Source organism: Niallia sp. Man26 (genome assembly GCF_022049065.2).
GTDB lineage: Bacteria > Bacillota > Bacilli > Bacillales > Cytobacillaceae > Niallia.
On record NZ_CP095743.1, the window covers coordinates 2,107,318 to 2,129,968 of the forward strand.

Annotated in this window: 23 protein-coding genes; 7 read left to right on the plus strand and 16 right to left on the minus strand. The window is 37.0% G+C overall.

The window, feature by feature from the left end; all coding sequences use genetic code 11:
• Positions 1–156 precede the first annotated feature (156 nt).
• Together L8T27_RS10630 and L8T27_RS10635 are read left to right on the plus strand one after the other, a co-directional pair.
• Positions 157–477, plus strand: a complete 321-nt coding sequence (locus L8T27_RS10630) for a thioredoxin family protein (RefSeq protein WP_233313706.1) — start codon at positions 157–159, stop codon at positions 475–477.
• Positions 478–717: 240 nt separating this feature from the next.
• Positions 718–1,497 carry an alpha/beta fold hydrolase gene (locus tag L8T27_RS10635; protein ID WP_233313705.1) on the plus strand — a complete coding sequence of 260 codons (780 nt, stop codon included), beginning with the start codon at positions 718–720 and terminating at the stop codon, positions 1,495–1,497.
• Positions 1,498–1,551: 54 nt separating this feature from the next.
• On the opposite strand, the gene ppc is transcribed toward L8T27_RS10635, so the two are convergent.
• A complete protein-coding gene (gene ppc, locus L8T27_RS10640) occupies positions 1,552–4,311 on the minus strand; it encodes a phosphoenolpyruvate carboxylase (RefSeq protein WP_237941503.1) in 2,760 nt (919 codons plus the stop codon).
• Positions 4,312–4,724: 413 nt separating this feature from the next.
• Between ppc and L8T27_RS10645 the strand changes: the two genes are divergently transcribed.
• Positions 4,725–5,294, plus strand: coding sequence for a thioredoxin family protein (locus L8T27_RS10645; protein ID WP_237941504.1), 570 nt, complete (start codon positions 4,725–4,727; stop codon positions 5,292–5,294).
• Between the two features lie 25 nt (positions 5,295–5,319).
• Here the strand turns inward: L8T27_RS10645 and L8T27_RS10650 are convergent, their stop codons facing one another.
• The 8 genes from L8T27_RS10650 to L8T27_RS10685 form a co-directional block, all read right to left on the minus strand.
• The gene (locus L8T27_RS10650; protein WP_233313702.1) at positions 5,320–5,619 is read right to left on the minus strand and encodes an iron-sulfur cluster assembly accessory protein; all 300 of its coding nucleotides are present in this window, start codon (positions 5,617–5,619) and stop codon (positions 5,320–5,322) included.
• Between the two features lie 127 nt (positions 5,620–5,746).
• Positions 5,747–6,127, minus strand: a complete 381-nt coding sequence (locus L8T27_RS10655; protein ID WP_233313701.1) for a hypothetical protein — start codon at positions 6,125–6,127, stop codon at positions 5,747–5,749.
• A 213-nt stretch (positions 6,128–6,340) separates the two neighbouring features.
• The gene (locus L8T27_RS10660; RefSeq protein ID WP_237941505.1) at positions 6,341–8,167 is read right to left on the minus strand and encodes a glycoside hydrolase family 2 protein; all 1,827 of its coding nucleotides are present in this window, start codon (positions 8,165–8,167) and stop codon (positions 6,341–6,343) included.
• Between the two features lie 8 nt (positions 8,168–8,175).
• Positions 8,176–9,924 (minus strand): glycoside hydrolase family 2 protein, encoded by a 1,749-nt coding sequence (locus tag L8T27_RS10665; RefSeq protein ID WP_237941506.1) that lies wholly within the window; start codon positions 9,922–9,924, stop codon positions 8,176–8,178.
• The gene (locus L8T27_RS10670; RefSeq protein ID WP_233313698.1) at positions 9,924–10,361 is read right to left on the minus strand and encodes a hypothetical protein; all 438 of its coding nucleotides are present in this window, start codon (positions 10,359–10,361) and stop codon (positions 9,924–9,926) included. Before L8T27_RS10670 ends, L8T27_RS10665 begins: the two co-directional genes overlap by 1 nt.
• Entirely contained in the window at positions 10,361–11,206 is an 846-nt protein-coding gene (locus tag L8T27_RS10675; RefSeq protein ID WP_237941507.1) for a carbohydrate ABC transporter permease, read from the minus strand. Before L8T27_RS10675 ends, L8T27_RS10670 begins: the two co-directional genes overlap by 1 nt.
• A gap of 18 nt (positions 11,207–11,224) precedes the next feature.
• Entirely contained in the window at positions 11,225–12,148 is a 924-nt protein-coding gene (locus L8T27_RS10680; protein WP_237941508.1) for a carbohydrate ABC transporter permease, read from the minus strand.
• A 127-nt stretch (positions 12,149–12,275) separates the two neighbouring features.
• Positions 12,276–13,544 carry an extracellular solute-binding protein gene (locus L8T27_RS10685; RefSeq protein ID WP_233313695.1) on the minus strand — a complete coding sequence of 423 codons (1,269 nt, stop codon included), beginning with the start codon at positions 13,542–13,544 and terminating at the stop codon, positions 12,276–12,278.
• 216 nt (positions 13,545–13,760) lie between these two features.
• Between L8T27_RS10685 and L8T27_RS10690 the strand changes: the two genes are divergently transcribed.
• Positions 13,761–14,696: an ArsR/SmtB family transcription factor gene (locus L8T27_RS10690; protein ID WP_233313694.1), complete on the plus strand. Its 936-nt coding sequence runs from the start codon at positions 13,761–13,763 to the stop codon at positions 14,694–14,696.
• A 171-nt stretch (positions 14,697–14,867) separates the two neighbouring features.
• Here the strand turns inward: L8T27_RS10690 and L8T27_RS10695 are convergent, their stop codons facing one another.
• On the minus strand, positions 14,868–15,497 hold the full coding sequence (locus L8T27_RS10695; protein ID WP_233313693.1) for a YitT family protein: 630 nt from the start codon (positions 15,495–15,497) through the stop codon (positions 14,868–14,870).
• A 217-nt stretch (positions 15,498–15,714) separates the two neighbouring features.
• Here L8T27_RS10695 and L8T27_RS10700 point away from each other — a divergent pair, with 217 nt between their 5' ends.
• Positions 15,715–16,161 (plus strand): Lrp/AsnC family transcriptional regulator, encoded by a 447-nt coding sequence (locus L8T27_RS10700; RefSeq protein ID WP_233313692.1) that lies wholly within the window; start codon positions 15,715–15,717, stop codon positions 16,159–16,161.
• 44 nt (positions 16,162–16,205) lie between these two features.
• On the opposite strand, the gene L8T27_RS10705 is transcribed toward L8T27_RS10700, so the two are convergent.
• The 4 genes from L8T27_RS10705 to L8T27_RS10720 all read right to left on the minus strand — a co-directional run bounded on the left by L8T27_RS10705 (position 16,206) and on the right by L8T27_RS10720 (position 19,664).
• Positions 16,206–16,988, minus strand: a complete 783-nt coding sequence (locus tag L8T27_RS10705; protein WP_233313691.1) for an HAD family hydrolase — start codon at positions 16,986–16,988, stop codon at positions 16,206–16,208.
• A 131-nt stretch (positions 16,989–17,119) separates the two neighbouring features.
• Positions 17,120–18,313: a class I SAM-dependent rRNA methyltransferase gene (locus L8T27_RS10710; protein ID WP_396953802.1), complete on the minus strand. Its 1,194-nt coding sequence runs from the start codon at positions 18,311–18,313 to the stop codon at positions 17,120–17,122.
• A 119-nt stretch (positions 18,314–18,432) separates the two neighbouring features.
• Positions 18,433–19,041 (minus strand): ATP-dependent Clp endopeptidase proteolytic subunit ClpP, encoded by a 609-nt coding sequence (clpP, locus tag L8T27_RS10715; protein WP_282581435.1) that lies wholly within the window; start codon positions 19,039–19,041, stop codon positions 18,433–18,435.
• Positions 19,038–19,664 carry a sigma-70 family RNA polymerase sigma factor gene (locus L8T27_RS10720; protein ID WP_237941510.1) on the minus strand — a complete coding sequence of 209 codons (627 nt, stop codon included), beginning with the start codon at positions 19,662–19,664 and terminating at the stop codon, positions 19,038–19,040. Before L8T27_RS10720 ends, clpP begins: the two co-directional genes overlap by 4 nt.
• A gap of 210 nt (positions 19,665–19,874) precedes the next feature.
• Here L8T27_RS10720 and L8T27_RS10725 point away from each other — a divergent pair, with 210 nt between their 5' ends.
• Complete coding sequence (locus L8T27_RS10725; RefSeq protein WP_237941511.1) at positions 19,875–20,534, plus strand: DUF3885 domain-containing protein; 660 nt, start codon at positions 19,875–19,877, stop codon at positions 20,532–20,534.
• Between the two features lie 36 nt (positions 20,535–20,570).
• Here the strand turns inward: L8T27_RS10725 and L8T27_RS10730 are convergent, their stop codons facing one another.
• The gene (locus L8T27_RS10730) at positions 20,571–21,212 is read right to left on the minus strand and encodes an HAAS signaling domain-containing protein (protein ID WP_237941512.1); all 642 of its coding nucleotides are present in this window, start codon (positions 21,210–21,212) and stop codon (positions 20,571–20,573) included.
• Positions 21,209–21,541 carry a PadR family transcriptional regulator gene (locus L8T27_RS10735; RefSeq protein ID WP_233313685.1) on the minus strand — a complete coding sequence of 111 codons (333 nt, stop codon included), beginning with the start codon at positions 21,539–21,541 and terminating at the stop codon, positions 21,209–21,211. Before L8T27_RS10735 ends, L8T27_RS10730 begins: the two co-directional genes overlap by 4 nt.
• 198 nt (positions 21,542–21,739) lie before the next feature.
• On the opposite strand from L8T27_RS10735, the gene L8T27_RS10740 reads away from it, so the two are divergent.
• Positions 21,740–22,603, plus strand: a complete 864-nt coding sequence (locus L8T27_RS10740) for a YitT family protein (RefSeq protein ID WP_237941513.1) — start codon at positions 21,740–21,742, stop codon at positions 22,601–22,603.
• Positions 22,604–22,651: the final 48 nt, after the last annotated feature.

Sequence of the window (22,651 nt, forward strand, 5' to 3'; positions counted from 1 at the left end):
TCTTTTTATTTTTAGTTTCTCAATTTACAGGAGAAATACAGATGGTATTTTTGTGTAAATAATTTCAGTTCTGCAAACAGGAAATATTTAATATTTAGTGTATAATGGCGTTAGTAGCTTTTGTGGCTAGTATAAAATATTGCTAAGAGGTGTATCATGAAACAAATCAGTACAACAGAGGAATTCAACGAGATTATCAATAATGGCGAAACAAATATTGTTAAATTTTTCACGACTTGGTGCCCTGACTGCACAAGAATGGATATGTTCATTGGGGAGATCATCGAGGAAAATGCAGACAAAAAATGGTTCAGCCTCAATAAAGACGAACTGCCTGAACTAGCAGAAAAGTATGATGTTATGGGTATTCCAAGTCTGCTTGTCTTCAAAGACGGTGAAAAAATCGGCCATTTGCACAGCGCTAACGCAAAAACACCAGAGCAAGTGGAAGAGTTTTTAGCTCCATTTAAAAAATAAGTTAAATTAAGAAACAGCAAAGTGCAAACGAGTTTGCTACTAAATAACAGCATAATTGGAGACACACATTCAAACAGTGATTGGTGTCTCCTTTTTGTTGTCTTTTAAACTTTAGCCAATTATAAAAGAAAAGAATTGTTTTTTTTTTCTAAAATATAGTTAATAATGATGGAACTGTTTTTCAACGAGGCAACACCGTTTACTTAATAGGATCAAACAGAAAAAAGTGAGGTGAGTTTTTTGTGTTTACGTTACCAAGAGTATGGGGATAAGAACGCTTCATTGATGGTATTTTTGCACGGAGGTGGAGTAAGTAGCTGGATGTGGGATAAACAAACTCCATATTTCAGTCATTATCATTGCCTGACAATTGACTTGCCAGAACATGGGGAGAACGATTGTGAGTTGAATTTTTCCATTCAAACAAGTGCAGAAAAAATAAATGACTTGATAGAAAAAATCGCGAATGGTAAAAAAATAATCGTGATTGGATTTTCCCTAGGTGCACAGGTAACGATACAAATGTTAAGTATGAAACCTAATTTAATTCATTATGCGGTCATAAACAGTGCATTAGTAAGACCTAATTCTTTTGTTAAAAGGATGATTAAACCTACGATAAAATTAACCTTTCCTTTAGTTAGAAATCAATCTTTTGCAAAGCTTCAAGCGAAAGCACTTTACATTGATAAAGAGTACTTTGCAACCTATTATAAGGAAATTTCTCAAATGAAATCAGATGCTCTTGTTAGAATATTAGAAGAAAATATGTCATTTGAAATCCCTGAAAATTTCAAAAAAGCAAAGAGCAAAATATTAGTTTCTGTTGGTGAAAGAGAAAAGGCAGTAATGAAAAAATCAGCAACAGATATAGTATTAAATAATTCAAATTGTACTGGGATCATTATCCGAGACGTCGGTCACGGAGTATCCCTGTTATATCCTACTTTCTTTAATCAAATGATTGAAAAATGGATACAGGAGGATGCTTTGCCGCAAGACGTAATACCAATAAAGTAACAGCTTTGATATACACAAAAAAACGCTCAGAAAAATCTGAGCGTTTTTATTATATCAGCCTGTATTACGCAAGCCAGCAGCAATTCCATTGATTGTAAGCAGCACTTGATTCAGCAGCTCTGGATCTGGTGTTTCTTGATCACGCAGCTGTTTAATTAGCTCTACTTGGAAGAAATTCAGTGGGTCTACATACGGGTTTCTTCTATAGACAGATTCCTGAATCGTTGGTGTATGATCCAACAGCTCTTCCTCTCCAGAAATTTCAAGTAAAATGGCTTTTGTCTTATTATATTCTTCTTTAATGTTTTCATAAATTCTTGTGCCAATTGACTCATCTTCAACAAGTGATGAATATTCTCTTGCTGTTGTTAAGTCTGCTTTCATTAATGCCATTTGCAAATTATCGATTGTGGAACGGAAGAATGGCCATTTTTGGTACATTTCTTTTAAGATACCGATGTTGCTTGTGTTTCTATCTGCGAATTCATGAAGACCAGTTCCCGCTGCATACCATGCCGGCAATAGCTGGCGGCTTTGCGTCCAAGCAAATACCCATGGAATGGCGCGTAAATCTTCAAATGTTTGCTTGCTTTTTCGACTCATCGGTCTTGACCCTATTTTCAAGTTGCCAATCTCATTCAAAGGTGTTGCTTCTTTAAAATATGTCATAAAATCATCATCAAAGAACACTAATGACTGATATTTTTTCAACGAGATCGCAGAAATGTCTTCCATCGCTGTTTCCCATTTGTCTTTTTCCGTTTGATCTAGCTCATTATTAGAGATATGCGCAAAAGCTTTCAGCAAGGTCGAAATAGCTTGCTCGAGACTGCGGAAGGCAATGTCTTCCAACAAGTAGCGAGAAGATAATACTTCCCCTTGTTCTGTAATTTTCACACCATCTCCAAGTGTCTCAGCCGGCTGGGACAAGATACTCTTGTTCAGCGGACCGCCACCCCTGCCGAGAGAACCACCGCGACCATGGAAGAACTTAAGGCCTATTTTATATCTGCTTGCCATTTCATGAATTTCTCTTTGGGCTTTATACAGCTTCCAGTTGGCAGTCAATGTTCCGCCGTCTTTACTTCCGTCAGAATAACCAAGCATAATTTCCTGCTGGTTCTCATGCTGGATTAAATGATTTTTGTAAACAGGCAGTTCAAACAGTGTTTGCATAATATCAGGACCTGCCACTAAATCATCGATTGTTTCAAGAAGCGGTGCCACATTTAAATGGCTTTCCACTGTACCATCTGCATGAAGACGGTAGATTCCTGCTTCTTTTGCAAGAACAAGCACTTCAAGCAAATCGCTGGCAGATTGAGTCATACTGATAAGATAGACTGTGATTGACCGCTTGCCGAATTTTTTGTGAGCATTGCGAATCATCTGGAAAGTTTTAATCATTTCCTGTGTTTGTGCAGAATAATCCTCATTTAATAACAAAATCGGTCTCGGGTCCTTCAAAACAGACTCAAGGATATTCATTTTGCTCTCTTCATCAAGGCTGCTGTAATCCTCGGCAATTCCTACCTTTTTCAGAATTTCCGAAATAGCTGCTTCATGCTCACCACTGTGATTGCGAATATCTAATGTCGCAAGGTGGAAGCCGAATAAACGCACTTGGCGAATTAATTTCTGTAAGTCTTTTTGTTCATGATCCTTCGGCTGGTGGATCACAAAGCTGTCCTGAATTAAGATTAAATCTTTCAGCAGTTCTTCAGAGTCAGTGTAGCCTTTCTCTGATTTCCCAGTAGCTTTCAGTCGCTCAATAATGACTGCAAACTTTCTTCGATATACTTCTGTTTCAACAGCCCATTTAGTGTCTTCATCTAAGTACAGCTGTTCCTCTTCCACGATTGATTGAATCAGCTTCGAGCTTACTTTGATTCTGTTCGTAGAATGGCTGAATCTTTTCATTAACTCAATGACTGCATCTGTATATTTTTTAAGAACAAGCTTATTTTGCTTATGAAGTGTTTGCCATGTCACTTCTGGAGTTACGTTTGGATTTCCATCTCGGTCTCCGCCGATCCATGAACCGAATGTCAGGAAGTTCGGCACATTCCAGTTGTACGTAGGATAATTCTCATGAAGAGCATCCTGTACTTCTTGATGAATCTCTGGCAATACATCAAACAATGTCTGATCGAAATAATATAAACCATTTCGAACCTCATCCATTACTGTCGGTCTCGTTAAACGGAGCTCATCTGTTTGCCACATAATCGTAATTTCCTCAAACAGCTCCTGATCAATTTGCTTACGCTCTTTTCTTGTAAGCATTGGATTATCAAGCTGTTTCAGAAGGTTTGCGATTCTCTTCTGAATTTCAAGAATAGACCGCTTTGTCGACTCCGTCGGATGCGCTGTAATAATCAGCTCCAATGATAAAGTATCAAGGACATTTTGAATAGCATCCTCAGTCAGGTTTTTACTCTTAAATGCCTGAATGGCACTTTCAATTGATGCAGGCTGAACAAGATTATTTTCCTGCAGCTGATATTCTCTTCTTCTTCTGATACGGTGATTAAGCTCTGCCACGTTCACTAAGTGGAAGTATTTAGAGAATGCACGGATAACCTGCCTTCTCATCGGTCTTTCTAAGTTTTCCATTTCTTTTTTCAGTTCTTGATATGTACCATCATTATAATTGTTGCGCAGTTCCTTCGCTAATTTACGGATTGTTTCGACTTTTTGCAAAAGTTCTTGCCCGCCATGATGCACAAGCACTTCACCAAGTATGATTCCTAGTCGCTTAACATCCCTGCGTAAGGATGAACTGCTTTCGTTAACTTTTAGTCTTGTTGTCATTAGATTACCATCCCTTAATCTAAATAATATTTATCGATTCGATATCTTAATCCTATCACTATTCTTTCAAAAATTCATTAAGAATTCGCAAGTATTAATAGATAGAAAAGATTAGTTTAATAAAATTAATCTAATTTTTGTATAGATCACACGGAAAATGGGAATAATTTCTTAGTTAACCGTTTTCAAACTTCACCATTTTTTGTATTATACCTTTCATTACATTATTTGCACATCAATTTGTCTTATACCAATAATTCTTGTTCGGGGAGTGTTTTTCCTTCTTTAAAGGAATCTTTTTCATTAGTAAATAAGTTTCGTACAGATGCAATGCTAATAATTACTATCTTGGTCTTATTTTTAGTAAAATTAACTTATGCTCAGCCAATATAATTAGAACAGGAAGTGTTAAATTGAGTAATCTTAAAGTTTGGTTTGATAAAGGAATGTCTTCTCATCAGTACATATCCAGCATGCAGGTGAATAAAGAGAATCTTTTAAAGGTTTATAATGAATTCTCTGTACCAGCACAAGATATGAAAAATCTGCAGGGTCTGCAATCAAAAGGAATGAAGGCTATAATTCTTAGTGCAGATTGGTGCGGGGATGCCATGGTCAATGTGCCTATCTTTTTGCGCTTAGCTAATGAAGCGTTAATCGAGACAAGATTTTTAATCAGAGATGATAATCTGGAATTAATGGATCAATTTTTGACAAATGGAACTGCACGCTCGATTCCAATTATCATCTTCCTCGATGAAAATGATGAGTTAATCGGCAGATGGGGACCTAGAGCAGAAATTATTCAAAAAGAAGTGGATGTCCTGAAAAAAGACGTGCCTGCTAAAGACTCTCCAGACTATGACGCTGCTTTTAAAGCATTCATAAAGGAAATGGTTCAGCAATTTATCAACAATCGTGAGTGGTGGACGATCATTAAAGATGACCTGATTCAAAGCCTATCATCCTTAGATAAGAAATAAAAAAACGGGGATTCCCCCGTTTTTTTTAATGGCTATGCATTTCTTTGTTTGGATTGTAAATAACAAATCCTGGCTCTGGCATATGGAAGTATTGAATCCAGATACCGTCTAAGAACTCACTGTCTCGTGTATCTAAAAGGACCGCAACTTCTTTATCTGATTCTACCACTTCATCATTTTCTGTCTGCTTGTCCAGCTTAAGATCATAATGAGCATGGTTTCCATGATGTTCTGTTATGTATACACGCAGCATTTCACCTTCATCCGCTTTGCTCAGCATTTGTTTCATGACTTTCGCTGCATGTCTGTTTACTTTAACTTTCATTGTATTGCCTCCATCTTTCGAATGTTTTGTACGCCTCTATTGTAGTCCTCTAAACAGCTGTTTGCAAACAATCGGTACTGACATATAAAAAAACAGCCTGGCATACTGCCAGACCATTTTCTGTCTATTATGATAATGCACCGATTTCGGTCATTTCCTTTATCTTAGCCAAGTCTTTAGCATATAGCTCAAAACTTTCTTTATCCATTTTATCCAATGATTCATTTACCTTAAACTGAAGATAGTTGCGTTTTAATTCCATATCGATAATGGAAACGATTTTTTCTTCGTTAATGAAATCCTCCAGCTCCTGGACAAACATATATACAGTATAATCATTGATCATTACAAGCATCAGCCAACCTAGAGAATCAACATATTTCTTCTCATCTGTAACAGTAATAATATCCCCTTTATGTAAATCAATAAAAAATGTATGGTCAGGTCTAGGACAAGTACATTCTACCATATATTGAAACGGCTTAGTTACCAAGAATTGATTTTGCATATAATTACACCTTCCTAGCTCTTATTTATTATCTGTTTTTTTGGTTATTCTCATTGTAAATGAAAATGATTATCAGTGTCAATTTATTTAAACAAAAAAATTCTCCTTTTAAAAAGGCGACAAAAAATTAGCAGTGAAGATATAAAAAACCTGAGTCTGATTTATAATCAAACTCAGGAGGTAGTCAAGATAATGGATAGATAACTAAGCTAATCAATCTTTTCGCTGTTTTAATACTACAGGAAGTCTATTTGGGTAAAATTGATTATTAATTTCCCTTAAAATAGAAAGATCACATTTAGGTTTGCGGTTATACGTAAGTATCCCATTTATTTCTTGTTCCACATCTGTTAACTGTGTATAACAGTAACCCCATAACCCTTTCGATTGGTAGACAGCCTCCATAATGCGCCGATAATCCCGGATATATTCTTCTACCGTTTCAACCGAAGTATAGCCCCAGCCTTTTTGATCATCCACTTTAAAGCCTATTCCTCCAAACTCTGTCAGCATAATTGGTTCGCCTTGATGAGAATATCCATTTGCATAAACTTGCCACTTACCGTGTGCATATGATAATAGATTTTCAACAGAAGAGAGTGCTTCTTTAAAATAACGATACTTATCCTTTTCATCATGATTTCCATGATTATAATTGTGAATAGCACATATATCTGTAGTAGTAGCTTCCCAGCCATCATTAGAGATGACAAGCCTCGTACCATCAATAGCATGCAGCATATGATACATTGTTTTGGAGAATTGTTGCTGCTTTTTGTCAGCGTGAATATTAGGAACTCCCCAACTTTCATTTAACGGAACCCAGGTGACAATGGACGGGTGATTATAATCTCGTTCTACAATTTCCACCCATTCCTTCATAAGCCTCGTAGCCGCTTTTTCTGTATACACAGGAGCAGAAGCACACTCACCCCATACTAAGAACCCTAAAGTATCCGCATAATATAAGAACAAGGGATCTTCTGTTTTTTGGTGCTTACGACAACCATTAAATCCTATCTCTTTCGCTAATTCAATATCTCTTTTAAAATCACTTGCTGAAGGTGCTGTCAATAATCCTTCTGGCCAATAACCTTGGTCCAGGACTAACTTTTGATAGTATGGCTTATTATTTAAAAACACCATCCCATTTTCACTATGTACTTTTCTATATCCGAAATAAGATTTTATAGTATCAAGTACGTGACCAGCATCATTAACCAATTCTAGTTTTACATCAAAAAGGTTTGGATTTTCAGGTGTCCACGCAAAACCTGCATCATGGAAATTGGATCGAAATATTTTATTCTGCATGATATCAATTGCTCTTTTCACATTATGACTGTTTAACTTAATCTGATCCTCTGCAATCATGATATCTTTATAACTAATAGTGTAGTTTAAGAATCTATTTTCTTCTATTAAGTTCGTAAAATCACTGATAAGAAGATCTATCGATACCATGCCATGATCAAAATCAGAGGTGAACTTTACACTTTCAATATGTTCTTTATCAAGCTGCTCTATCCAGACTGTTTGCCAAATACCAGTAGAATTGGTGTACCAAATCCCCCTCGATTCCTTTTCCCAAAACTGTTTCCCACGAGGAATGGTTTCATCATCAAATGGATCATGCACAAAAACCGTGATTGTTTGTTTTCCCTTAACTAGCTTATCTGATATGTTAAAATGAAAGGACGTATGTCCCCCTTCGTGCTCTCCAACAAATTGCCCGTTCACATAAACTTTACAATAGTAATCCACTGCACCAAAGTGTAATAACGTCTCCTTATCATGTGGATGATCTAGTTCTATTTCTTTTTTATACCATATATATTCGTGAATTGTGCGGTCATTTATGCCGCTTAACTCCGATTGATAAACAAAAGGAACGTTTATTTCTCTAGTTAGTTTCTCCTGATTAGCATACTTTTCTTTCCAGCCTTCGTTCTTATCATCAAACTCGAATTGCCATTTGCCGTTTAAATTTATCCATTCAGATCGTACAAATTGAGGTCTTGGATACTCTGCTCTACTCATATTGCCTCCTACGGTTTCAGTCTTCTTGTATTTACTTCGCTTACTCTGCTGACAGATACTTTTGGCTTTCGATCAATAGTAAGCAGCCCATTTAGTTCCTGTTGTACATCTGTGAGCTGTGTATAACAATAGCCAACCACATAGTCTAAATCCTGAATCGCATAATGAATTTCTTCAAATCGTTTGAAAAACGCTTCCTCATCCTTCACTTGATTTCCATAACCCCAGCCTTCTTCTGTTTGGAAAGCAATCCCGCCAAATTCAGAAATAATGATCGGCTGACCTTTATAGGCATAATTTTCAGCAAACGGATAGAAATCTTTGTTGAATTGCATCTTATTTGATAAAACATGTTCTTTATTTTCATAGCGTTTCGTAAATGCTTTGCCGAATTCTTCATAATCATGAAGCGTAATAATATCAGAAATGGTATGCTCCCAGCCATCGTTCGTTATCACAGGGCGCATTTGATCATAAGTTTTCGTCATATAATAAATACTTTCGGTAAATGCTTGTTGTTTCCTATTTACATGAATATCGTGAACTCCCCAAGATTCATTGAAAGGAACCCATGTAATAACACTAGGATGATTGTAGTTTTGCTTCACAATTTCCATCCATTCTTGTGAGAAGTTCTTAACTGCTACATCATTAAATGCATATGTAGAGCCCACTTCTACCCATACTAGCAACCCATATTTATCTGCTAAATATAAAAAGCGAGAATCCTCTACCTTTTGATGTTTTCTAACTCCGTTATATCCAAGCTCTAACACTTTTTGTATGTCTTCCTCTAAAGCTTCTGTACTCGGCGGCGTCATATCAGAATCCTGCCAGTAGCCTTGATCTAGAATAAGGCGTTGATATAATTCTCTATTATTAAGCAGTATCTTATTTCCTTCTATTGATATCTTTCTCATGCCAAAATAAGAATGCACTGTATCAAGTAATTCGTTGCCTTTATATAAATGAAGCTGAAGATCATACAAATGAGGGTTCTCTGGACTCCAAGGTTTCATGGTCCAAGGATCTTTTCTTTCCAGCACACTTCCCCGCAGTGAAGCAGAACCATCTATTATATTTGCAGTAAAAGAATTAATAAACCTTCCATCAAAAAGAATCTTTGCTTCTACAGTATATCCATCTGATTCAATCGGAAGATTTTTTGTATCTATTTCAATCTGAATTTCTTGTTCATCAAATAAAGGAGTGATTTTTGCATGCTCTATATAAATAGGAGAAACATATTCAAGCCAAACTGATTTCCATATCCCTGTTGTTTGTACATACCAGCATCCAAAGTTCTCCTCTCGCCACCTCTGCTTTCCTCTTGGCTGAGAACAGTCCTTTGAATCATACACTTTAACACTCAATTTATTTTCACCGATATGAACTTTCCCCTGTAAATTTACTGAAAATGCATGATAACCGCCTTGATGCTGTGCAGCAAGCTTACCATTTACATATATAAACGCCTCATAGTCTACTCCTTCAAAATGAAGAATAGGGTGTTTCTCTAAATCCTTTATATTAAATGTTCTTTCATACCAAACTATTTCATGATGTTCTGTTTGATGAATGCCACTTGCCTTTGTTTCATAAGTGAAAGGCACTTCAATCACCGTTCCCTTAGGAAACTTTTCATACCACTTATTTTTTTCGCCTTCTTTCTCATCGTCAAAGGCGAAATCCCATTTGCCATCTAAGGAAAACCATTCCTCTCTTCTAAACTGAGGATTAGGATGTAATTCATTCATTAGTTTATACCTCCAATATGTTGATTACTTTTCATCATTAACTTCTTGATAGACTTGTTTTTAGCCAACAGTATCATCCCAGCAGACATGTATAAGACAACACTGATGATATCCATAATGATGTAGCTCATAGCTCCACATACTAAAAACCACACTGCCACTTTTACATGAACTTGATCATCTTTAATATATTTTTTTGCACAGACCAAGTTAAACATGCCGACTCCGATAAGAATGGATCCAAATATTGCGATAAATATATAGATACTTCCAACAACTGATTCCAATGCTTTCATATAAGCAAAGCTCGTGTTTTCAATTAGATTTGCACCTTCTACTTTTTTCAAAGTTCCATACACTAAGATCGTAAATAAACCATCAATTATCTGCCAAATCCCAGCTATTCTCACTAAGTTTCTTTCCAATCTTCTGTTCATTAACCTTTCACTCCAGCAGATAGAGACATAGAATCTAAGAAATACTTTTGAGCAAATAAGTAAAGAATGAAGGTTGGAACAATCGCAACAATCGCTCCTGCCATTAATAAAGTAGGCTGCGCCTGATACATCCCTTGAAGCAATTGAAGCCCTGGTGTAATCGGCATTTTTTCCACATCATTAAACACGATTGATGGCCATAAAAAATCATTCCAAGAACCAGTAAAAGAGAATAAGGAAACGACTAACAGCACTGGTTTAATTAAAGGGAGAATTACCCTTGATAATATTTGAAAATCATTCGCACCATCCATTCTTGCTGCTTCATCAAACTCTGTTGGTATATTATTCATAAATTGTCTCACTAGGAAAATATTAAAAACGCCAGCAGCTCCAGGAACGATCATGGCGATTGGAGAATTAACCCACCCTAATAGATCAATAATTTTATAAAGGGGAATTAAATTTACTACTGCCGGAAACATCATCGTTGCCATTAAAAAAGCAAACAATCCATGCTTTCCTCTAAAATTTAATCTACTAAAAGCAAAGGCAGAAAGTGTAACAACAAGTAATACTAATAAAGTGTGAGAAATGGAGATAAATAAGGAATTCGTAAACCAGCGCACTAACGGCGTACTTGCATTATCTACTAAAAGAGAGGTGTAATTGGATAGCACCCATTCGATTGGTAGAAATTTAAACCCAACAGATTGTAGTTCAATTTCCGATTTAAAAGAAGTTACGATTCCCCATACTAAAGGTATAACCCAAATAACTGACATCGCGAGCAAAAAGATAAATGCAATGATTTTTGGAAATGGATTAACTCTCTTTCCACTCATTTCAAACCCTCCTTCACTTTAATTCTTCCTTTCTCTTAAGAAAAAGAACTGCAAGGATGCAACAACCATTATGCACACGCCTAGAATAACTGCCATTGCTGATGAAATTCCTGCGATAGATTGGCCTGAACCAAATGCATTTTGCTGAATATCCATTAAGAGAACCCTTGTCGAGTCAGTCGGCCCTCCACCTGTAAGCATTAGCGGCTGTCCATATACATTAAAGTGTGCAATAGTAGTAATTACTACGGTATAAAGAATTTGTCCTCTTATACTAGGAAGTGTGATTTTAATGAATTTCTGAAATGGTGATGCTCCATCAATATCTGCAGCTTCATATAAATCTTTAGCAATGCCATTTAATGCTGCTTGATAAATAATCATATTGCCGCCGATAGACCACCAAACAGTTAAAATTACTAATGCAATCCATGCATAGGGTTGTGTTCCTGTCCATACCGTTTCTAAATTCAGGATATTATTTATTGGGCCATATGTGACGTTGAACATTAAAGTCCAAATAATCACGACCGCAGAAATCGCGAATAAAGATGGTAAATAAAAAAGTGATTGAAAGAACTTCCAAAAAGCAGGTTTAGTATTTAAAGCTGCTGCAAGGCATAATGGCACAAGGATACAAAACGGTACAACAAAAAGCACGAATAAAAACGTATTCTTCAAGCCTGTATGTAGCTGTTCATAAAAGATAGAATCAGATTGCAGTAATATTTCCTTATAATTATCAAGGCCAATAAACGTAGGGGAACTTATTAAATCCCATTCTGTAAAAGATATATAGATACCAAAGAAAACAGGAATCAAGAAAAAGACAGCAAATATTAGCAAATGAGGTGTTAAGAAAATCCATGGTGTAACAGACACTTTTTTGGACCTCTTATTTTTGACTTGCTTCACTTGTTTTGTAGCAGGAACAGTTTCCATCGCTCCACTCCCCCTTTTTTTCTATGTTTGAATAGAAAAAATATACTAAACTCGCAAAATATCAATGGTTAAAGCTTACCTTCTGCTGTATACAAAAGGTAAGCTTCTACCTTCTATTTTCTCCAAATCATTTATTCGATTTATCTTTTTCAACCTTCGCAGATACTTCTTTTTGCATTTGCGTAAGCGCTTTATCAACATCCAGCTTTCCAAAAACTACATCGCCTGCTTGAGCATCAAGCGCTTCTGAAACATAGCCATTGTACTTATAATCAAAAATTTTCAAAGTTGCTTGTTGCTCTGGTGTAGATAAGAAAAATGCTTGCGGCATCTGTTTATACTCTTCCTCTTCTAACAGTGATAACGTGGCAGGATTTTGCCCGGACTTCGCCCATTCCATTGAATTGTCTCTAACCCAATTTAAGAACTCCATTACACCTTTTGCTTTTTCATCACTGCGTGATTCATCTTTAAACATGACAAATTGATGGGAGGAAGACCAGTTAACTGTTTTTGACAAGTCATCAGATACCTGCGGTGCATTAGTTAGTCCCCAATTTATCTTGCTTTGCTTCACTTGGTTTTGCATCCAAATTCCTTCAGGCAAAAAGACTACTTTTCCTGTTAAAAACATTTGCGTAGGATCTTCCCCATCCTTTGTTGTATATCCTGTCTTCACTAATTCCTTCCACAAGTTAAACGTATCTTGAGCTGCTTGATTATCTAACGTCGGTTGTATGCCATCCTCTGTTAGAACCCCACCGTTTTGTGCATACAGGGATAAAAAGTTCGGTTTTAACCAAGAGACACCGATAGATGCAATCTTATCTTTTTTTGAAACTTCGCCTACTTGCTCTATTTCAGCAAATGTCACAATATTGTCGTCTAACGCTGTCGGCAAATACTTATTCACTAGGTCTTTATTGTAATAAAGTCCAAACGTATGTATATCTAGCGGTATACTATATCGTTCAGATTCGATTTCTCCAATATTCCAAGCTTCTTGCACATAATTTTCTGCTTTAATCTCTGGGTAATCTGTTAATAAATCATTATAAGAGGTTAACATATCATTGTCTTTAAACTGCTTAATACGCTCTGCATGAACAATTGTTAAATCAGGTATATTCTTTTCGGAGTTCACAATAGTTGGAATTTTTGTATACATATCTGTTTCTTTAAGAGAGATATTCTTAATCTTATACTCTGGATTTGTCTTGTTGTATTCATCTACCATTGCTTGCATGTTTTTCCCATCAGGCCCTGTAAACGGATTCCAAAAGGTGATTTCATTTTTAGCGCTACTACTTGCACCTGAACTACTACAACCTGCCATAAGTCCAATTGCTAAACCTAACACACCTAAAAGCTTCCACCGTTTTTTTGAAGTACCCATCCGATTTCCTCCCCATTTGATTAATTTATATATTTAACCGAATAGTTAAATATATAAATATGTTCGTCTTACATTTTTAATTTAACAACAAAAGAAAGCGTTGTCAACGTTATTTTATCAGGTGTTATAGAGTTTTCTGTTGAGGTTAAACATGTGTAATGTTACAATAAAAGTACAAGCAACTATTTAATCTTTTGGTTAAGGAGATGAGCATTTATGCAAATTCAGGTTTCTAAAGATTACTTCCATGTTTATCAAGCTCTCGCTAGTGAAACGCGCATCGAGATTATCGAACTATTAGCGGTTAACCAAGCTAATATTTCAGATTTAGCTAAACAATTAAATATAAGTCCAGCTATCGTTACACGCCATGTGCAGAAGCTAGAAGAAGCTGGGATTGTAAAATCAATTAGAACTGCTGGTAAGTCAGGGTTACAAAAAATAGTGGAGCTCGCAGTAGATAATATTGACATACATTTTCCTAAGAAAATATTTAAAGAATATTCCCTGCATTTAACCGATTTAAAGATTGGCCATTATACGGATTTCCAAGCAAAACCAACATGTGGAATTGCATCAGAAACGGAAATAATCGGCAAGCCAGATGACCCTAAATATTTTATGGATACAAAAAGGGTTGATACACAGCTCCTATGGTTGTCAGAAGGATTTGTAGAATATAAAATCCCAAATCTCCTAGGTCCTAACCAAATACCAGAAATGGTAGAAATCAGCATGGAATTAGCTTCCGAATTCCCTTTATCTAACAATGTTTGGCCAAGTGATATTACTTTTTATTTAAACGGTGTAAAACTTGGTACTTATACAGTCCCAGGAAACTTTTCAGATGTGCGAGGTCGATATACCCCAAGTTGGTGGAATGATAAATTCAGTCAGTATGGCCTGCTGAAAACAATTCGCATCAATAAAATCGATACAGGTATTGATGGAGAGGCTTTATCTAGTGTAACTATCGATGACATCCAATTAGATCAATCACCATTTTTAACACTTAAAGTTGCAGTCGAACAAGATTCAGAAAAAGTAGGAGGGCTCACTCTTTTCGGGGAGCACTTCGGAAACCATAAGCAAAATATTCGAGTGGGAATCTATTATTTAGAAAAAGAAGTACAAACTTTAAAAATCCCTTAAGCGTAAATGTGTAGACTGTTTTAATAAGAGGTCTAATCCTTAGTAAGGAGAAAGAATGATTTTTAGAGGCGTGTCACAGTGATGTTACACTTCTAAAACTGCCTTGAAACAAAAAAAAGCACCTTTAGGTAGACTTTTTCAAGAGCCTGCTAAAGGTGCTTTTTCCCTTTATTACATAGTACTTGTTTCCAATATCGGTTCCTTTTTTGATACTTTTACAGTAGTCTTATTATTGCGTTTTGCTATTTGTTCCTTAAAGAAGCTCATCATAGTAGACACAATTAGCACAGATAATATACTGTATAAGCCTCTCACAACCCCAATACTGTACATGCCAATAAGAATAACTACCGTGTCAAAAATAAAGTTTGTTTTTCCCATATTCCAGTTAAACTGCTTCTGCAGTGTAATGGAGAGAATTTGTGCTCCTCCTAGGGATGAGCCATTCATAAATAGAACAACAACACCTGCTCCAATAATGATTCCTCCGACAACTGAACCGATGAGCGGATGAAAAGTTAGAGGCGGGAAATACGCAGAAATCAGGGATGATAATACAGTGACTGTTGTTACTGCCAAAATCGTTGAAAATGTAAATTGTTTGCCCATTTTTTTATAGGACAACACATAAAACGGAATATTTATGACCGTGAACAAAACCGCAAACGAAATGGGCATTAAATAAGAGGCACTTAAGCTTAAGCCTGCCGTTCCGCCCGTCACAAGGGAAGAGCTTTTGAGCACATACAAGCCTAATGATGTAAAGAAACAGCCGGCAATCATGATTAATATTTTTTTCAAACAAAACACTCCTAATATGATAAAATATTGAGTTGGGTATGAGAGAGGATGGCGAAATCGCCAAAATTCACAGGTAAATTTGGTGGTTATGTTACATATTTAATGATAGAATAAGAAGGAGCATTTTTACATATCAAAAAGCATATATTAAACAAAATTAACCTTAAAAATGAAGCGAATAATCTATATATAATTTCAATTTGCAAAGGAGTTAAAAATGGATAAGGTAGACGTGCAATTATTAAAATTATTGCAGGAGGATGGAAGAATAACGGTAAGCGATCTTTCTAAACAGCTTTCTTTAAGCCGGCCAAGCGTATCAGAACGCCTCCTCCGCCTGCAAGAAAGAGGAATTATTCTTGAATTCACAGCAAGAGTCTCTCCTGCAAAGCTTGGCAGGGAAACACTTCTGTTCATTCAAATAAGTGAACTGAAGGAAGATCCCCATAAGTTTGAGGAGTTTATTAAGACAGAAGCGGATATATTGGAATGTCACCGTGTGACTGGACCGATTAGTTATACAATAAAGGCTGCTGTATCTGGAATTGATGGCATGCGGATATTGGTCGACCGGTTAATACCGTTTGGCACCATCAATACTTCGGTTGTACTGGCATCACCTGTTCCATACAGACATCTGCTGCCAAAGGATGACAAGGAATAAAAAAAGAAGCTCATGTTAGGCAAATGCCTTCATGAGCTTCTTTTTTAGCCAATCTCTTTAAGAAGAGGAATCAGCTCCAGCAAATCTTGAATTTCATATGTTGGATGAACCGTTTCTGGCGTTTTCTCTTCTCTGTTAATCCAAACCGACTTCATTCCAACCCTTGATGCGCCAAGAATATCTGTATTAAGATTATCCCCGACCATAATGCAGTCACTGACATCTAGACCAAGCAAGGAAACGGCATGCTCAAAAATAGCAGGATCTGGTTTACCTTTACCGAAATCACCTGAAATAACAATTTCGTCAAAATATGGTGCAATTTCAGGCGTAATTGTTAATTTCGTGTTTTGCAGCCCTGGCGAACCATTTGTTAAAAGCAGCAGCTTGTACTTTCCTTTAAGCTCATCGAGCACTGCAAATGTTTCTTCGTATACGAAAGGAGATTCTTTGCGAAAAGCAGGAAATTGTTCTGCTAAATATGCTCCGAATTCCTTATCATCAATTCCCATCGCCAAAAGTCCATTCGTCCAAGCGTCTTTACGATACATCGGAACAATAGCCTTCATTTTTTGGAATGATTCATGCTGATCCGCAAACTCTCCCCATAGTCCTTCAAACGGATTGATGCCAATCATCTGTGTAAACGCATATGTTTCATATGCTTGATATAAGCTTTGCGCTTCTTTTCGGACTGCTTCTTCTAGGCTGGAAGCTGCAATTTGGTATTTGTCTTCAGCAAGCTTGCATGTTTTTTCAAATGCTTCTTTAACACTGCGTTTATCCCAAAGGAGTGTATCATCTAAATCAAACAATATTGCTTTCACTTTTTCCAATCCCCATTCCATATGTACTAATAATCAATGCTAAATATTAGATTACTAGGTAAAGACATTTAAGTAAACAGTGATTTGATAAAGAAATTTTGCTTTTGTTAGTCAATAACTATTTTGAAAAACTATTTAAGCTTTTTAATAAACACAACTTTTAAATAATTGCTTTCCTTTAAATGACGAATATTCGCAAAGTCCTCCGGTAAGCCAAATTCCTCTAGAATCGTATAACGATCTTTTTGTTTTCCGAAAGCTTCGTGGATAAATTGTTTAAACTTCTTCATATCAAAGGTGCTGCAGTTTGTCGAAGCAACGATAACACCTGATTGTTTCGTAATACTGATTGCCTCTTTCAAAAGATTAGCATAATCCTTCGCTGCACTGAAAGTATGCTTTTTGCTTCGCGCAAAGCTTGGCGGGTCAAGGATGACCATATCAAATGCGAGCTGCTTCTTTACGGCATACTTGAAATAGTGAAAAACATCTTCTACTACAATCTTCTGGTCTGTTAGACTGATATCATTGTATTCAAAGTTCAGTGAGGTTTTGGCTCTGCTTCTATTTGCTAAGTCAACACTTGTTGTGGATTTGCTTCCACCAATGGCTGCTGCCACAGAAAACGCACCTGTATAGGAGAACGTGTTCAGCACATCCTTGCCTTGTGCATACTTGTCGCGAATTGTTTTCCGAACTTCACGCTGGTCAAGAAAAATCCCCGTCATTGCCCCTTCATTTAGGTCTACAGCAAAGTTCATGCCGCTTTCTTTCACCATAATCGGGAACTCTCCTGGTTCTCCGAATGTAAAATCATCGCCTTCAACATATGTACCGTTCGTATCAAACCGTTTCTTCTCATAAATGCCTTTAAACTCAACATGCGTATCGAGTGCTTTAATAATCCACTCCTTATATTCGTAAATCCCTTTGCTGTACCATTGAATCAGCAAGTATTGATCATATTTGTCGACAGTAAAACCGCCGATGCCGTCTCCTTCCCCATTAAACAGGCGAAAAGCAGTCGTTTCATTATCATGATATAATGCTGCTCTTCGATTATTTGCTGCTTTAATTTTCCCTTCAAAAAAAGAATAATCAATCGCTTCCTGAGGATTAGTTGTGAGGATCCAGCCGATCCCTTTATTTTGAATGGCATAATAGCCTCTGCCAATAAATTTTCCTGCATTATTTTTCACATCGATAACTTGGCCCTCATGTAATCCTTTTATTCCACGAAGAGAATCTTTGTACAAGAGCGGGCTGCCATTGCGAATGCTTTTTTCAAATGCTTCTTCTATTGTTACTTGCTTTACTGTCATGATTTTCACCTTTTATCTTCCTGCAAAATAGTCAATCCTTATTATAGCGTATCGTTTGGGAAAAAACGAATCAGCCAATAAGAAAAGCTGCCTGTTGTTCACAGGCAGCTTGTTAGTCAAATTTATTTAGGCAGGATAATCTCATCAATAATCCCATACTCTTTCGCTTCAAGTGCAGACATGAAATAGTCCCGCTCTGTGTCATGAGCTATTTTTTGGACATCTTGCCCTGTTCTGTCTGCCATGATCGTATTTATTTGCTCGCGCAGTTTCAGAATCCTTTTCGCTGTAATTTCAATTTCTGTCGCTTGCCCGCGCGCACCACCCAAAGGCTGATGAATCATAATTTCACTGTTCGGCAATGCATATCTTTTCCCTTTCGTACCTGCAAGCAGCAGCAATGCACCAAACGAAGCAGCCATACCTGTGCAGATGGTACGCACATCTGGCTTAATATATTGCATCGTATCGAATATAGCAAAGCCTGCTGTAGTGGAACCGCCTGGTGAGTTAATATAGAGGGAAATGTCTTTATCAGGGTCTTCTGCAGCTAAAAACAAGAGCTGTGCGACAATATTATTGGCAACATGGTCATTAATTTCATCTCCGAGCATGATGATGCGGTCCTTCAAAAGTCTTGAATATATGTCATAGGAGCGTTCTCCCCCGCTTGACTGTTCAATCACATATGGAATAGCGTTCATTTTTTTGCCCCTTTCTTCATTTGCTATGCTGCCATTTGCAGAATCGGCCCAGCATTATGCCGTTTTGAACTCGAATGATGAAGCTTTTGAGCTGTCAAAATTTCTTTAATCAAAATATCGGGATTTTGCCGTTTTAGCGCTTCATAATAAAGGCTGCTCGCATCTTTAACGTCATTACCTTCTCCGCTATGCTGCTTGTGCATTTGGTTTCTGGCTCGAAACAAGATCGACTTTATTGCCGTTTCTGTCATTTGCAATACTTCTGCTGCTTCTTTAATACGATAGCCAAAGCCTTCAATCAGCAAAAAAACCGCTGCTTGCTTATTAGTAAGCTTTTCAGCTACATGCTCAGCAAGCATCATCTTTTCAGCAGCAGATTCATTCTGCACTGCTTCCGTTTTCATGGCGTGGTTTTGCTCCAGCTTTCTTTTCCGAAGTGTATCAATCCAGTGATTTTGAACAATTTTCTTTAATAATGCTGGCGTTATATCACGATCACTGTATGATTCAATTGCCTTTATGAAGGCATCATGAATAATATCTTCCTTTTCCCATTTATTCATCGAAAGGTATTGGCAATACTTATTTAAGCTGTCGTAATGCTTTTGCAGATTGCTGTTTTGCCATTTTTTTAAGTCTTGCTTGCTCAAACTTAATCCCCCCTTTTTTCAGGTGTCATACTTTGAACGATTAAGCAGGCAAAAAAGATACGGGGCAAAAAAATTCTTTTTTGCAAAGCTTATTTCTTCTATATATTATACCGATGTATAACGATTCTTGCTAAAACAGGGTATTTTTAACAGCATGAAACATTGTATGATAATAAAAAACAATTGCAATTTTGAAAGTGAGAAAAAGACATGCAACTTATTGACTATCTCCAGGAAAGATTTCATACTCTCGCATTAGTACCTAGTATTTATCATCAATGGGATATTGGCATTCACTTTACCCTTGGAGAAAATATCTATCCATTAAAAGAAAATGGTGACATGAATCTGGAAGGATTTCAGGTTATCTATCAGCGGATCTTTGCTATTTTTAATGACTTATTCGAGCAGGACGATGATTTATTTCTTGTCACAAATATCTATAAACGAACAAAAGAAAAAGCTACAAATAAATTGAAGGTATATCAACCATACGTTAAAGACAAGGATGCTTTATACCGCATCCATGTAAAAACATTTCCATATCCATTTGAACTAGAGGAAGCTGAACAATTTGAGATGCAACAGTTTTCACTATACTGTAAACAGAGCGACTTACATTTAGCTGGATTGCTAAAGGGAGCTTGTAATGAGGATTTTCCGCTGCAGCCTAGATTCGGAGGATACGACACTGGTTATCCAGATGTCTTCTTTGTGAATATCACAAAAGATATTATATTCTTTATCTATGATGATCGTGGCTGTGAAGTAATAGCACTGGATGCCGAACGGCTTCGTCCGCTGTATGAAAAGTATGATGATTGGATTGAAGATGCTGATAGAAGTAAGATGGAGCAAACATTTACATAAAAAAATTCTCCTTTCCTTTATAGGAAAGCAGAATTTTCAAATCGATTTTGTTGTTCCGTAGCGAAATCCTAAAATCGATACTGGATAGAACAGAATCGTGAAAACAATACAAACGGCTGTAAATTCATTTGTCAGCAGCGGGGCAAAAACAGCTGGTGGAATGATGCGCAAGACGACCATCATCATCAGGAATAGATTATGCATAAGCGCTATGTAAAAGGTTCGTTTAAACAGTTTTTTTCCACCAAGACCAAACTCTTTCCCAACTTCAAACCTTAGTAACAGCCAATAAAATAAATACAAAAATATTATTAAAAACGGAATGCTTGTCAGGAAAAACCACAGCTGTTTCACGGTTGGGCTTGGAATAGAATGATAAAAAACGGTTAAAATTAAGCCTGCTGCAAAAAAGATAAAGTTGCCGAAAAAGAAAATCCACTTTGTTCTGGAAGCAGTTATCGTTCTCTCCTCACTAAACAATGCTGCCATATCTTTTGGCTTGCCGATTCTTGCGATAACTTGCTCCATCGCTTCTGCTTCACTGATTCCAAGACTAGAAATCTCTGCGATTAAGTCTGTTAAATGCTGTTCATATTCAAGCAGGATGTCCTCCACTCGTTCATGATTTTCTAAGCATGCACGGAGGATATCCAAATACTCCTGTTTGGAAGAAATCATACCCCTCTTCTCCCAATTACCTTATCAATTGTCTGCACAAAGCTTTTCCATTCCTTCGTTTTTTGCTCGAGTATTTCTAGGCCTGTCTCTGTTATGCGATAATATTTCCGGGCAGGTCCCTTTTCAGAGTCCTTCCAGAAAGATTCCACATATGCCTGCTTTTCCAGCTTATGAAGCGCTGGATATAATGTACCTTCTTTCACCTGTAAGGAATAATCACTGCGGCTTTCCATTTCCTTCACAAGCTCATAGCCGTACATTTCTTTTTCCGCTAATAACTGCAGCAGAATCAACGACGTACTTCCCTTCACCAGCTCCCGGTTGAACATTTCTTTCACCTACCTAGAATAATAATGTACTGTATATTCTATATCTTTCCATAAAAACTTGCAATGAATTTTATGTAAAAAACCCGTAAATTAGCGGTTTTCAAAAGAAATTATTATATAACCAAAACTGGAATATTTTTTCACTTTCTTGGCATTATAAATATGTTACTTCCTTAACTTCGGGAGGGTTCAAGACAAATGGGAAAAACACATAAAAAAGAAGGAAAATTACATTTAATTATCCGGTATATCATGCTAATGATCGGTGCGAGCCTCGCTGCGGCAGCGATTGAATTATTTCTTATCCCAAATACAATTATCGATGGGGGTATTATCGGCATCTCCCTAATCATTAATTATATGACCAATTTCAGCTTTGGAATCTTGGTGCTAATTATCAATATTCCATTCTTGTTCGCCGGCTATAAATATATTGGCAAGAACTTTTGCATCTCCTCGTTGTTCGCTATTATCATGCTAGCTGTAGTCGAATCAGCGTTGCATCATGTTCAGCCATTTACAACAGAGCCCCTTCTTGCCACGGTTTTTGGGGGACTGCTGCTCGGCACAGGAGTTGGACTCGTGATTCGCAATTCCGGCGCCTTAGACGGCACAGAAATACTCGGCATTCTTTTATCCAAAAAGATGCCCTTTTCTGTCGGCGAGTTCGTCATGTTCCTAAACGTGTTTGTGTTCATATGGGCCGGCTTCGTGCTTGAATGGGAACAAGCCATGTTTTCCATCCTTACCTACTATATCGCCAGCAAAGCAATTGATGCTGTCATTCAAGGATTTGACGACACGAAAGCAGCAATGGTCATCACAAACGAATACGAAGAAATAGCCGCAGCATTGTCAGACCGCCTTGGCAGAGGTGTGACAAAACTAAAAGGCAAAGGCGGCTATCTCGATCAAGAAAAAGAAGTGCTCTATGTCGTGTTCACCCGCCTTGAAATTGCCAAATTTAAAAGCATCGTTTTGGAAATTGATTCAAATGCCTTTATTACGATTATGGATACACAGGAGGCGCATGGAGGGAAATTTAAGAACGCGATACATTAAGACAGCCTTGTTGGTGGATTAGGCTGTCTAAAAAAACAAAACCTTGAT